General features: G+C 69.2%; 14 protein-coding genes and 1 pseudogene. 4 read left to right on the top strand and 11 right to left on the bottom strand.

The features are described from left to right. The 7 genes and pseudogenes from ACTHN1_RS12355 to ACTHN1_RS12325 all read right to left on the bottom strand — a co-directional run. Positions 1 to 743: pseudogene (locus ACTHN1_RS12355) on the bottom strand (M1 family metallopeptidase); the annotation flags it as partial. Positions 744 to 800: 57 nt separating this feature from the next. Next, positions 801 to 1,592, bottom strand: a complete 792-nt coding sequence (locus tag ACTHN1_RS12350) for a lysophospholipid acyltransferase family protein (RefSeq protein ID WP_440471235.1) — start codon at positions 1,590 to 1,592, stop codon at positions 801 to 803. A gap of 73 nt (positions 1,593 to 1,665) precedes the next feature. Further along, positions 1,666 to 2,100, bottom strand: coding sequence for a hotdog fold thioesterase (locus tag ACTHN1_RS12345; RefSeq protein WP_440471234.1), 435 nt, complete (start codon positions 2,098 to 2,100; stop codon positions 1,666 to 1,668). 61 nt (positions 2,101 to 2,161) lie between these two features. Continuing rightward, positions 2,162 to 4,123: a phospholipase D family protein gene (locus ACTHN1_RS12340; protein ID WP_440471242.1), complete on the bottom strand. Its 1,962-nt coding sequence runs from the start codon at positions 4,121 to 4,123 to the stop codon at positions 2,162 to 2,164. 2 nt (positions 4,124 to 4,125) lie between these two features. Then, on the bottom strand, positions 4,126 to 4,710 hold the full coding sequence (locus ACTHN1_RS12335) for a YceI family protein (RefSeq protein ID WP_440471233.1): 585 nt from the start codon (positions 4,708 to 4,710) through the stop codon (positions 4,126 to 4,128). After that, entirely contained in the window at positions 4,707 to 5,183 is a 477-nt protein-coding gene (locus ACTHN1_RS12330) for a SixA phosphatase family protein (RefSeq protein WP_440471232.1), read from the bottom strand. The genes ACTHN1_RS12335 and ACTHN1_RS12330 overlap by 4 nt, the downstream gene beginning before the upstream one ends. A gap of 22 nt (positions 5,184 to 5,205) precedes the next feature. After that, entirely contained in the window at positions 5,206 to 5,838 is a 633-nt protein-coding gene (locus tag ACTHN1_RS12325; RefSeq protein WP_440471231.1) for a nucleotide-binding protein, read from the bottom strand. A gap of 126 nt (positions 5,839 to 5,964) precedes the next feature. On the opposite strand from ACTHN1_RS12325, the gene ACTHN1_RS12320 reads away from it, so the two are divergent. Continuing rightward, positions 5,965 to 7,443 carry an AAA family ATPase gene (locus ACTHN1_RS12320; RefSeq protein WP_440471230.1) on the top strand — a complete coding sequence of 493 codons (1,479 nt, stop codon included), beginning with the start codon at positions 5,965 to 5,967 and terminating at the stop codon, positions 7,441 to 7,443. 24 nt (positions 7,444 to 7,467) lie between these two features. Here the strand turns inward: ACTHN1_RS12320 and ACTHN1_RS12315 are convergent, their stop codons facing one another. Continuing rightward, complete coding sequence (locus ACTHN1_RS12315; protein WP_440471229.1) at positions 7,468 to 8,583, bottom strand: hypothetical protein; 1,116 nt, start codon at positions 8,581 to 8,583, stop codon at positions 7,468 to 7,470. A gap of 205 nt (positions 8,584 to 8,788) precedes the next feature. Further along, complete coding sequence (locus tag ACTHN1_RS12310; protein ID WP_440471228.1) at positions 8,789 to 9,973, bottom strand: MFS transporter; 1,185 nt, start codon at positions 9,971 to 9,973, stop codon at positions 8,789 to 8,791. Between the two features lie 170 nt (positions 9,974 to 10,143). Here ACTHN1_RS12310 and ACTHN1_RS12305 point away from each other — a divergent pair, with 170 nt between their 5' ends. Further along, the gene (locus ACTHN1_RS12305) at positions 10,144 to 10,806 is read left to right on the top strand and encodes an alpha/beta hydrolase (RefSeq protein WP_440471227.1); all 663 of its coding nucleotides are present in this window, start codon (positions 10,144 to 10,146) and stop codon (positions 10,804 to 10,806) included. Continuing rightward, positions 10,806 to 11,960, top strand: coding sequence for a cell division protein ZapE (gene zapE / locus ACTHN1_RS12300; RefSeq protein ID WP_440471226.1), 1,155 nt, complete (start codon positions 10,806 to 10,808; stop codon positions 11,958 to 11,960). The genes ACTHN1_RS12305 and zapE overlap by 1 nt, the downstream gene beginning before the upstream one ends. A gap of 22 nt (positions 11,961 to 11,982) precedes the next feature. Here zapE and ACTHN1_RS12295 read toward each other — a convergent pair whose 3' ends face one another. Both ACTHN1_RS12295 and ACTHN1_RS12290 read right to left on the bottom strand, forming a co-directional pair. Next, positions 11,983 to 12,873, bottom strand: coding sequence for a BPSS1780 family membrane protein (locus tag ACTHN1_RS12295; protein ID WP_440471225.1), 891 nt, complete (start codon positions 12,871 to 12,873; stop codon positions 11,983 to 11,985). Between the two features lie 22 nt (positions 12,874 to 12,895). Beyond that, positions 12,896 to 13,621: a glutamine amidotransferase gene (locus ACTHN1_RS12290; RefSeq protein WP_440471224.1), complete on the bottom strand. Its 726-nt coding sequence runs from the start codon at positions 13,619 to 13,621 to the stop codon at positions 12,896 to 12,898. Between the two features lie 85 nt (positions 13,622 to 13,706). On the opposite strand from ACTHN1_RS12290, the gene glyQ reads away from it, so the two are divergent. Continuing rightward, positions 13,707 to 14,621, top strand: coding sequence for a glycine--tRNA ligase subunit alpha (glyQ, locus tag ACTHN1_RS12285; RefSeq protein WP_440471223.1), 915 nt, complete (start codon positions 13,707 to 13,709; stop codon positions 14,619 to 14,621). The last annotated feature ends 32 nt before the right edge of the window (positions 14,622 to 14,653 follow it).

Below are 14,653 nucleotides of genomic sequence, written 5' to 3'. Positions count from 1 at the left end.
GTGGTGGCGCCGCGCTCGCCCGGCAGTTCCAGCACGCCGATCTTCGGGAACCACTGCGCGATCAGGTGGAAGCTGCCGAAGTAGCCGGTGCGCGCGATCACCCGCGGCAGCTGCGCGTCGAAGTCGATGTCCAGGGTGGTGCTGCCGCCCGGCGCCACCGCCTGCGGCAGATCCAGCCGCACCACGGTCATGTCGGTGGACGGACCGTTGTCCGGCTGCACGAAGATCTGCGGTACCGATGCGCCGGCCTGCATGACCCGGGTCATGTCGATCCAGCCCCATTCGCCGTCCTTCATCGCCACGTCGGAGCGGAAATCGAAGCCGAAGTTGCGCTGCTCGTGGAAGAAGGTGCTGCCTTCGTTGCGGAAGGCGTTGAGATACAGATGCAGATAGACCGAGCGGACCGGACGATCGCTGCGGTTGCGCCAGGTCAGTTGCTGCTTGCCCTTGAGCGTGTGCTTGTCCGGATCCAGGCTGACCTGGATCCTGTAATCGACCACGCGGTCGGACAGCGTGGGTTCCATTCCGGTGCGCGGGCCACCCCAGGCCTGCGGCGAACTGGGCACGCTGACCGCGGCGGCGTCGGGCGCGGTCAGCGGGATGTCATCGGAGACGGGCGCGGCCGCGATGGCCGGCGATGGGGATGTCGAAGGGGTCCGTGGTGGCCCCTCCGCCACCGCGATGGCGGTCGCCGCCACGCCAAAAAGCACCAGACCCGTTGCCTTCCACCAACGTGTTGCCATGGTCTCCCCTTCGAGTTGTCGTGGGCGGGCCCCTCACCCGCGCCGAAGCGACCGAGCTTACCGCATCGCCGCGATGATGCGCTCGCGGGCGAGATCGGCGATGCGCCGCCGCCCTTCCATGTCGGTCACCCGGATCGGTTCCAGGAAACAGATCGCCGCTTCGCGCGACGGTTCGCCCAGCAGGCGCAGGAAATTGGCGAAGAAACTCTCGCGCGGCGCGAACGCCACCACCGTCTGCGCGCTGGCGTGCGCGCCGTAGCGCAGCGCCACCGGCTGCACCGGTACCTCGGCTTCGACCGCGGCCAGGAAGATGCGCGCATGGAACGGACCGACTTCCCGGCCGTCGCGCGTGCGGCCCTCGGGGAACACGCCCACCGAACGACCCGCGCGCAGGCGCAGCAGCATTTCGTGCAGGACGCCGCCCAGCGATTCCTGGCTGCCGCGCTGGTGGAAGATGGTCTCGCCGCGTTCGGCCAGCCAGCCCACCACCGGCCAGCCGCGGATTTCGCGCTTGGCCACGAAACCCATCATGCGCTGGCTGTGCAGCATCTCGATGTCGATCCAGCTGACGTGGTTGGCGACGAACAGGGTCGCGCCCGCCAGCGGCGTGCCTTCGCGATGCAGGCGGAACCCGAAGATGCGCATCAGCCCGGCCGACCAGGCGCGGACGACGCGATGCTCCAGCCGCTCGCCGCCCACGTCCAGGCCAGCCCAGAGCGGCACCATCGACAGCAGGGTCAGCGGCAGTAGGACCAGCAGGTGGATCAGCAGCAGCGGCACGCGGTACAGGTAGCGGAACGCACGCGCCACACCGCCGCGTCCGGCGGCAGGAGTGGGGGTCAGGCTCATCCGCCCACGATACCGGATGCCCGCGTTCAGCGAAACGGAGCCGGTGCGCCGCGACCGCCGGCCCGGCCCGCGGTCAGGCCGCCGGACCTGCCACGGGCACCACCGCCAGGGTGATCCGCGAGACGCAGACGAGCTTGCCGGCCTCGTTCTCGATGCGGATTTCCCAGACCTGGGTGCTGCGGCCCACGTGCAGCGCGCGCGCGGTGCCGGTGACCACGCCCTCGCGCACGGCGCGCACGTGGTTGGCGTTGATTTCCAGCCCGACCACCATTTCCCGGGTCGTATCCAGGCTGAGATTGCCGGCCATGCTGCCCAGGGTCTCGGCCAGCGCCACCGACGCGCCGCCATGCAGGATGCCGAACGGCTGGTGGGTGCGCGCGTCCACCGGCATGGTCCCGCGCAGCCAATCCTCGCCGGCTTCGGTCAGCACGATGCCCAGGTGACCGACCAGGCTGTTGCGCGCATGGGCGTTGATGGCATCGAGATCGACGGGCTGGCGAAAGGCCATGGCGGTGTCCTGTGAGAGGGGAACAGCAGTTTAGGCGAGCCCGGCCGGATTCCGCCGGGCCCTAGAGAATGGGCACCAGGCCGGCCCCGAACGCGGTCAGGATGCGGGTATAGAGCCATTTCGGGCCGACGTTGACCTCCGGGAAGTCGCCCACCGAGCGATAGCACTGGTGGAAGCGCGGATCGCCGGGCGACAGCGGTTCCGGACACTCCGGCCCCGGCACGAACTCGTAGCTGGTGGCGTAGCGCCAGGGCCACAGATCGAACAGCGGCAGCGCCTCGGACACCTTGCCCAGGCTGTAGTCCAGGCCCGAGAACACCGGCGGCTTGACCTTGCGCGCCACCACCCAGGCGTTCTCGGGCTTCATGTCGCGGCGGATGCTGTCGGCCAGCGCGCGCGCGAACGTCTCGTCCTCGATGATCACCACGCTCTCGGTGTTGTAGGTCTCCGAACGGGGATCGAAGTTGTGCGTACCGATCACGCCGATGCGGCCGTCGATGACCATCGACTTGGCGTGCAGGCCCATGCGCACGCCGGCGCGCTTGAGCGGCACCGGCCCGGTCGCCGCGCCGCTGCTGAGGAATGACGGCCGCGCCTCGGTGCGCTGCAGCTTGCGGGTGGTTTCACCCTCGGCCTCGCGCCTGCTCCCCGCCGAGGACGATGCCGGCCCGATCGAACCCGAGGGTCCGCGCCGGCGGCTGGAAGCATCGGCCGGCGCCACCGGCGGCCCTTCCGGCATCAGGGTGGCGTAGTCCACCGGCGCGTCTTCCGGGAACGGCTTGAACTCGTGGATCTCGAAACCGAACTCGCGCAGGTAGCGGCGCTTGTACTTGAACGACATCGAATAGACGACCGGATTGTCGGTCGCCGCCAGGCTGTTGGTGGACACGATCACCTTCGGCGGCGGCTGCCGCTTGCGCATCGACCGGAACATCTCCTGGGCCTGCTTGGACATCACCAGGTAGGGCGTCTGCAGCAGCACCTCCTGGCTGGCGTTGCCGATCAGGGTCTCCAGCTCCGGCGCGGAGGGCGCGGCCTCGTTGCCATGTTCGCGACGATGTTTCTGCGGCAGGTCGGCGACGTACTTGACCTCGCCGACCGGCAGCGCCGGTTCCACCAGGCGCTCCTGGATGAGCGCGGGATCCCCCGCATCCTCCGCCATCGCCGCCACCCGTTCCGGCCGCAGGAAACGCGCCGGCGGCATCTCGGGCACGCCGCCACGCAGCAGGGTGCGACCGACATCGTTGAGGCGCTCGGCCGGAATGCTCCGGCGCGCGTCCCAGAACACCTGGAAGTTGCGCGCCATCTCGCGCGCCGCCGGCCCGGCGACCAGCACGTCGCGATCGCGGAAGTTGTATTCGGCGTCCCAGTCGTAATAGTCGTCCTGGTAGTTGCGCCCGCCGGTGATGCCGATTTCCTCGTCCACCAGCAGCAGCTTGGTGTGCATGCGCTGGTTGAAGCGGCGGAAACAGCACAGCACGCTGCCGGCGTAGTCGAAGTAATTGAGCTTGGCCTTGCCGAAACTGGGGTTGTAGATGCGGATGGCGAAGTTCTGGTGGGCGCCGGAAAGCGCGCCGAGGATCCGCAGATCCGCAATCGCCGAGAGCTGGTCGATCAGCAGCCGGACCCGCACCCCGCGCCGCGCCGCCGCCACCAGTTCGTCAAGCACGAGGCGGGCACTGTCGTCCTTGTCGAAGATGTAGGTCTGCAGATCGATGCTGCGATGGGCGCTGCGGATCAGGTTGAGCCGCGCCAGCAGCGAGTCCTCGCCGCGATCCAGGATCAGCGCGTAGTGCTTCGGCGCCTGCGGGGTGGAGGCGGACAGCGCGCGCGGGCCCAAGTCATGCAGCGGCGAAGGCAGCGCGCAGGCATCGGCCTGCCGGCAGTCCACGACTTCCGAGCGCGCGGCGGCGGCGATTCCGGCCGCGCGGTCGCGCTGGGCCTCGCTCAGTCCCGCGCACGCGGTACATGCCAGCGACAACAGTATCGCCGCGCTGCGCGCGGCATTGCGTAGCAGGGTCAGGTTCAATGCGGGGCTCCGTCCCTGACCCGCGCGCGCAGCACGAACACCACGCGATCGTTCACCGCCAGTTTCCAGTCATCCATGTCGTAGTCGCTGCGGCGCACCGCGCCGGTGGCCACCACGTCGCAGTCCACCGCCGGGCGCGCGCAGGTGGCCGGCGCCACCTCCAGGCTGCGCGGCCGGCTGATGCCGCGGATGCTCAGATCGCCTTCCAGCAGGCCGCCCTCGCGCAGCAGATGCGGCGCGTAGGGCTTGGAGATGAAGGTGACCACCGGATAGCGGTCGGCCTCGAAGAACTTCGCGCTGCGCGCCCATTCGGTGTAGCGCGGATAGCCGACGATCTCGACGCTGCGGGTATACATGCGCAGATGGACCTGCTGGCGGCCGTCCTCCAGCACCCGCACCTGCCCCTCGTATTGCGGGAACAGGCCCTCCAGGCGCTGGCCCCAACGCGTGCGCAGTTCGAAACCCAGTCGCGTATGCGCCGGATCGAACCCCTTGTCTCCTCCCGCCCGGACCGGCCAGGCGCACAACAGGCCGAGTCCCAGAACAGCGCCCAGCCAACTTCTTTCAGTCAAAAGCGTCATGGCCACCAGAACGAGGACAGGGTGGCGACGCCGGGTTCGATGCTGGCTTCGGCGGGCAGGGCCAGGACCACCACCGCCGCGGTCGGCATGCCGCGATAGTCACCGGACTGGCCGCTGTGCATCAGCGCCGCCAGGTGCTCGAAGCCGGGGTTGTGGCCGACCAGCATCAGCCGTTCCACCTCGCGATGGTTGTCGGCCAGTTCGGCGAGCGTGCCGGCGGTCGCCTCGTAGATGCCATCCTCGAGCCGCTGCTCGACGTAGCCGATGGCTGCGAGCACCGCTTCGAGGGTTTCCCGCGCCCGCCGCGCGGGCGAGCACAGCACCCGATCCGGGACCAGCCCGTGCTCGGCGAGCCAGCGGGCGGCCGCCTCGGCCTCCGCCAGGCCCTGCGGGGAAAGCGGCCGATCGAAGTCGGACTGCCCGGCGGTGGCGGGCTCGGCGTGCGCATGGCGCAGCAGGATCAATTGGCGCATCGGGGCGGGGACTCCTTCCTGGTCAGGCTTTCTTGATCCACTTCATCAGCGGATCCCAATCGGATTGATGATCGCGTACCTGGGCCGAACGGTAATCGAACAGGCTGCGGCCCAGCCCCGCCAGCACCACGTAGGCCTGGGTGTCGCGCAGCTGCGCGACCACCGGATAAGGCCAGGTGCCGAGCATTTCCACCGCCTGCTGCGAAGCGTTGGTCCAGGGCTTGCTGCGGTTGACCACCAGGCCGACCGGCAGCTTGCGCTTGTGCACCCGCGGCACCTTGGCCAGGGTGTTGAGGAAGCCGACCGTGGCCTCGATGTCCAGCGCCGACGGCAGCACCGGCACCACCACCGCGTCGGCCTTGTCCAGGAACGATTCCAGGTCGGCGGCCATCGCGCCGGCCGCCGCGTCGATCACCACCCGGTCGGCGTCGTCGGGCACCGCGTCGCGCCAGGCGCGCCGGCCGGTCCCGTCCACCGGCAGCACCGCGCTGTCCAGTTCCGCCCGACGCTCGGCCCAGCGGGTCGAGGATCCCTGCGGGTCCGCGTCCACCAGCACCGTGCGCTTGCCGTCGAGGGCGAAGCTCGCCGCCAGGTTCGTCGCGATGGTGCTCTTGCCTGCGCCACCCTTGGAGCTGGCGACCAGAATCGTCTTCATGCGCTCACCTCGTTGCCCGGGAAGCCGCAGGGTACACCGGCGGCCGGCGGGCGGGAATCGCCGGGTGTGTCCACGCGGCGTGAATCGCTTTGCTATCTTTCGCTCCCCGAGGGAACGACGGCTTTCATGAACGAACTGCAGGATTTGACCGCGCTGATCCGGGCCAACACCCCGCTGATCGTGATCGAAACCCAGGACGAGGCCCGCGCGGTCGATCTGTTCCGCCAGACCCTCTCGCAGGTATGGCGCGCCCTGTACCGGTGGACGATCACCGAGGGCCTGCGCCGCATCGACATGGACCGGGAGGACGAACCGGAAGGTCCGCCCGACGCCAGCGCCGCCCTCCAGGCGATGCGCCAGGCCACCCAGCGCGGCATCTACCTGCTGCTGGATTTCCACCCTTACCTGGGCTACGCCAGCAGCCAGCGCGCGCTGCGCGACCTGATCCAGCGCCGCCACTGCCTGCCGCACGTGATCGTGCTGATCGGCCACAAGGTGGAACTGCCGCCGGAGCTGGAGTCGATGGCGGTGCGGTTCAGCCCGCGCCTGCCCGACGCCACCGCCCTGCAGAAGATGCTGCACGAGGAGGCCGACAGCTATGCCCGCGAGAACGGCGGGCGGCGGGTGGTCGTGGACGGCGACGCGGCCCGCCAGATCCTGCGCAACCTGCAGGGCCTGAGCCTGTCCGACGCCCGCCGCATCGCCCGCCAGCTGATCCATGCCGACGGCGCGCTCAACGCCGACGACCTGCCCCAGCTGACCCGGCTCAAGTTCGAACTGCTGAACCGCAGCGGCCACCTGCACTATGAATACGACACCGCCCGCTTCGCCGACGTGGCCGGCGCGCGCCGGCTGAAGCGCTGGATCGAGCAGCGCCGCGCGGTGTTCGCCGGCAACGCGCCGCCGGGCCTGGATCCGCCGCGTGGCGTACTGCTGCTGGGCGTGCAGGGCTGCGGCAAATCGATGCTGGCCAAGGCCACCGCCGCCGGTTTCGGCGTGCCGCTGCTGCGGCTGGACTTCGGCACCCTGTACGACAAGTACCACGGCGAGACCGAGAAGAACCTGCGCGCCGTGCTGGCCTCGGCCGAGCAGTTGGCGCCTTGCGTGCTGTGGATCGACGAGATCGAGAAGGGCCTGGCCAGTGGCGGCGAGGACGGCGGCGTCTCGCGCCGCGTGCTCGGCTACCTGCTGACCTGGATGGCCGAACGCAAGGCGCCGGTGTTCCTGGTCGCCACCGCCAACCAGGTCCAGGAATTGCCGGCCGAACTGCTGCGCAAGGGCCGCTTCGACGAAATCTTCTTCGTCGACCTGCCCGACGCCGACACCCGCGTGGAGATCCTGCGCGTGCACCTGGCCCGCCGCCGGCTGCCGGTCGAGGAACTGCAACTGCCGGCGCTGGCCGCGGCATCCGACGGGTTTTCCGGCGCGGAACTGGAGCAGGCCATCGTCTCGGCGCTGTACACCGCACATGGCGAGCAGCGCGCGCTGGACACGGCATTGCTGATGGAGGAAATCCGCAACACCCGGCCGCTGTCGGTGCTGATGGCCGAACAGGTCGGCGCGCTGCGCGAATGGGCGCGCGAACGTACGGTGCCGGCGGACTGAAACACTGCCGGTACCGGTCGCGGGCTATGGCAGTGGCTCGCGCATCCACGCCGCCGCTTCGGCGTGACCGGTCGTGACCAGATCCCGGCGCCGGGGATCCGCGGGCAACCAGCCATCCGGGGGCGACAACGACATGCCCTGCGAACGCAGACGTTCCCGCAACACGGCCGGCTCCCGCTCGATGATGATGGCGATATCGTCGGGCAGACCGGTTCCGGAATTTTTGTCCCAGGCGGCCCGCTCCATCAACCAGAACCGGTCACGGAGCCGTTCTCGCCATGCGGCGCCATCTGCTTCCCCGGTCGGCAACCGGACCGCACCCATCGTGCCGAACAGGGTCACCAGCAATGACGCGTCGTCCGCCGCCAGCATGACCATGATCCGGCGGCAGTCATCGCGTCGTTCCTCCGGTGTTTCCTCGGTAGCCAGCCCGCACATCGCATACGCCGCGGCCGGCAGATGCCAGGTGTACGTGGTCAGGATCTGCATGGACTGGTTGTATCGCAGCACCTCATCGGAAACCGGCCAGGCCCATGTTTCCATCATGCTCCGGAGCCGCGGCGTCATCCGCGGTGGTTCGATCTGTGCGATGGCCTCCTTGATCAGGACAGCCAGTTCCGGAACGGGGCTTTCATAGCCTTGGGCCATCGCGGCTTCATGCAGGAGCGCGCGGCTGGCCCGCTCGTCCTCTTCCCATCGCAGGAGCGCGAGCGGAACCGCGGCATTGTCCGGATCACGCCGTTTCAACGCCCGGCCGGCGGTGTCGATCGAGCACGCGTCGCGCGCTTCGTGGTGGCACAGCAAGAGCGCCATCCAGTCCACCCGGGCATCGTCAGGCGCGGCGATGCGCGCGGCATCCAGCCATCCGCCCAGCCTGCTCCAGGTTGGGTCGGTGGCATCGAAAGGTGGAATTCTGGCGAGCGCAACCGCCATCAGCAGGCTGCGCGAATCTCCGCGCGCGGCCAGCGCCATGGCCTTCTGGTCCATGGCATCTTCCCAGGCCTTCTGCCATGCGCCCAGGCTGTCGTGCGCGCGTTGTCCGACTTCGACGGAATCTTCCGGCCCCGATGCCAGGGTGGAATCGGCCGCCGGCAGCGTGACCGATGTCGTCATCGCCAACAGGAACAGCAGGACGCGCATGGCTCCGGCCGGACGAGGTTTCAATGAAAATGACACGAGGTGCTGCGATGGCTCGCGGATCGAAGCCGCGGACTATAACGGCCGCGCGCTGACCGTCGCGCTCGGGACATCGAAAGATCCCAGTCTCACGTCAAGAGTCGTATCGCCGCGTCCGCGATGTCGCGCGTCGCAATGGACGGGGGTGTCGGCGCGCCATCGGCCAATCTTAGGCGCCGCTGCCTTCCCCTTCGCAGACCAATGCGGTGCGCGCGCGCTGTTCCAACAGGCCGCTGAACACCGTCAACCCCAACCCGGTGGCGGTCACCATCGCCGCCGCCACGCCCAGCATCGGATAGGCCGCGCCGTGGGCCAACAGGCTCGCGCCGATCCAGGCGCCGCCGGCGTTGCCCAGGTTGAAGGCGCTCTGGTTGAGGGTGGACGCCAGCAGCGGCGCGTCCCTGGCCTGCTGCACCGAGCGCGCCTGCAGGCCCGGACCGCCGATGAAGCCGATGAACCCGATCAGGAACACGCCGGCGATGGCGAACGGCTTCAGATGCATGCCGGCGGCGAACAGCAGGAAGAACACGCACAATGCCGACAACGCGAGGGTCAGCGCGCGCATCAGTTTCCAGTCGGCCAGGCGGCCGCCGAGCAGCGTGCCCAGGGTCGCGCCCAGCCCGAACAGCACCAGCACCGCGCCCACCGAATGGCTCGCCACGCCGGCCTCATCGGTGAGAATCGGCACGATGTAGGTGAACACCGCGAACACACCACCGAAGCCGAACACGGTCATGCCCAGCGCCAGCAGCACCTGCGGCTCGCGCAGCACGCGCAGTTCCCGGCCCAGCCGCGGCGGTGCCAGATCGTGCAGCACCGGCACGTAGCGGGCGATGGCGATCAGCGCCGCGACGCCCAGTCCCACCACGGCCCAGAAGGTCGCCCGCCAGCCCAGCGCCTGGCCCAGCCAGGTGCCCGCGGGCACGCCGAGGATGTTGGCGACGGTGAGGCCGGTGAACATCAGCGCGATGGCCTGTGCGCGCTTGCCGGGTGGGGCGATGTGTCCGGCGACCACGGCGCCGGCACCGAAGAAGGAGCCATGCGCCAGCGCGGCGATCACGCGCGCGGCCATCAGGGTGGTGTAGTTGGGCGCCAGCGCGCACAGCAGGTTGCCGAGCACGAACACGCCCATCAGCACCAGCAACACCGCCTTGCGCGGCAGGCGCGCGGTGGCCATCGCCAGCAGCGGGCCGCCGAACACCACGCCCAGCGCGTAGCCGGACACCAGCATGCCGGCGGAAGGGATCGAGACATCGAGGTCCTGCGCCATCTGCGGCAGCAGGCCCATCACCACGAATTCGGTGGTGCCGATGGCGAAGGCGCTCACGGCGAGCGCGACGAGGGGAAGGCGCATGCAGCGGAAATCCCGGGAAAACCGGGCATCGCGGGCGGAGGAGGCCGTCATTGTGCGCCGCAACAATGGCAGCGGCAAGGCGAAACATCGAACGCAGCATTGCAGGTCCAAGCGCCGCGGGCGCGCGCCTCCGGCCGGGTCGTGAAAGGCGCAGGGCTTATCATGGGCGCATGTCGATCCCCGATTTCCCCCCGCAGACCGCCAACCTCACCCTGCCCGGCCCGGAGGGTCCGCTGGAGGTCGCCGTCGAATGGCCGGACGGCGACGTCGCCGCGCTGCCGCTGACCGCCATCGTCTGCCATCCGCTGCCCATCGAGGGCGGCACCATGCACAACAAGGTGGTGGTGATGACCGCGCGCAGCCTGCGCGAGCTGGGCGCGGTGACGGTGCGTTTCAACTTCCGCGGCACCGGCGGCTCGGCCGGCAGTTTCGACCATGGCGATGGCGAGTCCGAGGATCTGAAGGCGGTGGTCGAATGGGTGCGGGCGCAACGCCCGGGGACGCGGCTCTGGCTGGCCGGCTTCAGCTTCGGCGCCTATGTCTCGCTGCGCTGCGCGGACACGCTGAGGCCCGACGCGCTGATTTCGATCGCGCCGCCGGCCGGACGCTGGGATTTCGCGGCGATCGTACCGCCCAGTTGCCCGTGGCTGGTGATCCAGGGCGAAGAGGACGAGATCGTCGATCCGCAGGCGGTCTACGACTGGATCGATGCGCTCAAGGATCCGCCGGAACTGATCCGCATGCCGGAGACCAGCCATTTCTTCCACCGCAAGCTGATGGACCTGCGCGGCGCGATCAAGCACGCGATGAAGGCCTGGCTGCCGGAGGCATGATGGCCGACGGCGATACCCCGGTGCCCCCGACGCCGTCGCAGGCCTACGCGCGCGGCGTCGCCGAAGGCCGCTGGCGCGACGACCCCGCCCAGTACGAAGCGCTGCGCGAACTGGACCGCATCCATCTGGCGCTGCTGGAAGATCACCAGGACGGCTGGCTGGATCGGCTGTCCACTTTCTGGAAAAAACCCGAGCCGGTGCGCGGCCTGTACCTGTGGGGCGGCGTCGGGCGCGGCAAGACCTTCCTGATCGATCTGTTCTACGACGGCCTGCCGCTGGAGCCGTTCCATCCGGATTCGCCGCGCACGCGTGGCGATGGGGGCGGCAAGTACCGCACCCACTTCCACCGTTTCATGCGCGGCGTGCATGAGCGCCTGCGCGAGCACGCCGGCCAGAGCGACCCGCTGGCGAAGATCGCCCAGGAGTGGCGCGACCGCCTGCGCGTGCTGGTGCTGGATGAATTCTTCGTCACCGACATCGGCGACGCGATGCTGCTCGGGCGCCTGCTGGAACGCCTGATCGCCGAGGGCGTGACCCTGGTGACCAGTTCCAACACCGCTCCGGAAAACCTCTACAAGGACGGCCTGCAGCGCGACAGCTTCCTGCCGGCGATCGCGTTGCTGCAGAAATACTGCGTGGAGGTCCACGCGATTGGCGCGGAGGACTATCGCCTGCGCGCGCTGACCCGCTCGCCGGTCTACCGCGCCCCGCTGGACGCGCAATCGGACGACTGGCTGTGCGAACGCTGGAAGGAACTCAGCGCCGGCAGCGCCACGCGCGACGGCAACATCGTCATCGACGACCGCCGGATTCCGGTGCGCGGGCGCGGCAAGGGCATCGTCTGGTTCGACTTCGCCGCAATCTGCGAAGGCCCGCGCGGCACCACCGACTACATCGAGGTGGCCCGCGAGTTCCACACCGTGCTGCTGGGCGGTATTCCGCGCTTCGACCGGCTCAACGAGGACGCCGCGCGGCGCTTCGTCAACCTCATCGACGAGATCTACGACCGCCAGGTCAACCTGGTCTGCACGGCAGACGCGCTGCCGACCGCGCTGTACACCGGCGAGCGCCTGCAGGGCGCCTTCGAGCGCACCGCCTCGCGCCTGATCGAGATGCAGAGCGCCGAATACCTGGGCACCGGGCACCGCGCCTGAGGGCGCGGCAGGCGTCCCGGAATCAGACTTCGATGTGGGTGGTGGCCGTCGCGACGGGGGATCCGGTCGAGCCCGCCGGCGTCATCATCTGCCGCCACGCGGTATACATCGCGCCCGCCAGCACCGGCGTCAGCACCGCCAGCAACACCAGTTGCCACAACAGCGCCGCGATCACCGGTCCGGCCACCAGCTGGAGTATCACCAGCAGCAACATCGAGCCAAAGGTGATCGCGAAAATCGCGATGCCGGCCAGCAGGTAGAACACCAGCATCGCGGTCCAGTTGTGCACGCAGGCGCGCAGGCTGTTGCGCATCGCGGTGAACGCACCGGTGCCGGAGAACAGGATCTGCGGCGCGGCGATGAAGGTCATCCACTTGATGCCGACAAAGGTGGCCGCCACCAGCAGCAGCCACAGCAGCAGGCGGCCGGCAGGCAGATCCTTCACCAGCGACGGATCCGGCTGGCCGCCCTCGGCGGCCACGGCCTGCATCTGCATCCATACGTCGCCCAGGTGCTTGAGCTGATCCGGACCGATCATCACCAGCAGCAGCAGGCCCAGCGCGAAGCAGGCGATCAGCTGCGGCAGCAAGGTGAGCAGCAAGGCCAGACCATGGCCGTCACGAATCGGCTGCAGCAGGTGCGCGGGCAGCGCCGGCCGGCCCTGGTCCACTTCCCGCGCCGCCCAGATCATCGCGCCGAAGAACAGCGGCCCGGCCAGGATCAACAGGAACTGCGCCGCGTACAGCAGCACGGTCGCGCCGGTCGCGCTGGCCACCACCATCAGCAGGGTCGAGGCCAGGCCCCACAGTACGGCCAGCATGCCCAGCGCCACCGGCGCCCTGCGCAGAAGCGCGAATCCGCCCAGCAGCCATTCCGCGCCGGCGCTGGCCGGCACCTTGTTGATCGTGCTCATCGGTAATCCGTGGAAGGAAAGCTCAGCGGGCCTGCAGCCCGCGCGCGTGCGCGACGAAGCGCCGCAATAGTTTGCGGGCTTGCGGCGCCGCCGTCACGCTGCGGGCGATGCTGCCGGGGCAGCGACCCTCGCCGCGCAGGTGTTCGGCGCGCGCGTGCACGTAGCCGCGCATGTGGTGGGTGGCGAATTCCGGATGGAACTGCACGCCCCAGGCCCGGTCCCGCCAGCGAAAGGCATGGCATTGGTCCTGTTCGGAACGGGCCAGCACGGTCGCGCCGTCCGGCGCCCGCAGCACCGTCTGCACGTGGGTGGCGTGGGCGGCGAAACTGGGCGGGAGCCCGGCGAACAGGGGGTCGCCCTCGGCATGCGGATGCAGATCGATGGTCACCGTGCCGGATTCGCGTCCGGCCGGGTTGTAGGCGACCTCGCCACCCAACGCGTGCGCCAGCAGCTGGTGGCCGTAGCAGATGCCCAGCACCGGCACGCCCTCGTGGGCGGCGTCGCGCAGCCAGTCGGCGCTGCGCTCGCTCCAGTCGGCGCGGTCGGTGACCATCGCCGCCGAACCGCTGACGATGACGCCGGCGAATCCCTCGCGCCGCGGCAGCGCGTCGCCGCGCTCGACATTGCTCACCACGGTCTCGTCCGCCTCCAGTCCGGCCGCGACCCGGATCCAGTGCGGAAAGCCGCCATAGCGCCGCATCGAAGGCACCGGCTGGCCGGTTTCGACGATGAGGAAAGGCGCTTTCACGGAGACGTCCACGGCGGGCAAACGAAGGTGGGGCGGGGGCTTCCCCCGTATACTAGCCCGCTTTTCCGCAGTGCACGATAAGCCGATGGCCGCCACTTCGCCCCCCGCCGTGACCTTCCAGGGACTCATCCAGACCCTGAACCAGTATTGGGCCGCCCAGGGCTGCGTACTGATCCAGCCACTGGACCTGGAAGTCGGCGCCGGCACCTTCCATCCCGCCACCTTCCTGCGCGCGCTCGGTCCGGAGCCGTGGAATGCCGCGTACGTGCAGCCCAGCCGCCGCCCCACCGACGGCCGCTACGGCGAAAACCCCAACCGCCTGCAGCGCTACTACCAGTACCAGGTGGTGATGAAGCCCAACCCGGAGAACATCCAGGAGCTGTACCTGGAGTCGCTGAAGGCGCTGGGCATCGATCCGCGCGTGCACGACCTGCGCTTCGTCGAGGACAACTGGGAATCGCCGACGCTCGGCGCCTGGGGCCTGGGCTGGGAAGTCTGGCTCAACGGCATGGAGGTCACCCAGTTCACCTACTTCCAGCAGGCCGGCGGCCTGGAGTGCCGGCCGGTGCTGGGCGAGATCACCTACGGCCTGGAGCGGTTGTGCATGTACCTGCAGAACTGCGACAACGTCTACGACCTGGTGTGGACCGAAGGTCCGCAGGGCATCGTCACCTACGGCGACGTCTACCACCAGAACGAAGTCGAGCAGAGCACCTACAACTTCGAATACGCCGACGTCGCCGAACTGTTCCACCGCTTCGACGCCTGCGAGGCCGAGGCGATGAAGCTGGTCGAGGCCGGCCTGCCTCTGCCGGCCTACGAACAGGTCTGCAAGGCCTCGCACAGTTTCAATCTGCTGGACGCGCGCCGCGCGATTTCGGTGACCGAGCGCCAGCGCTACATCCTGCGCGTGCGCAAGCTGGCCCAGGCGGTCGCCGAGGCCTACCACGCGCAGCGCGAGAAGCTCGGCTTCCCCGGACTGAAAAACCGGACCCCATGACACGCGTCCTTCCCCCGCCCGCGGGGGAAGGT

The sequence above is a fragment of the Pseudoxanthomonas sp. genome (genome assembly GCF_051953815.1).
GTDB lineage: Bacteria > Pseudomonadota > Gammaproteobacteria > Xanthomonadales > Xanthomonadaceae > Pseudoxanthomonas_A.
The sequence above is the reverse complement of the archived record's forward strand: the minus strand, read 5'-3'. Positions and strand labels throughout refer to the sequence as shown.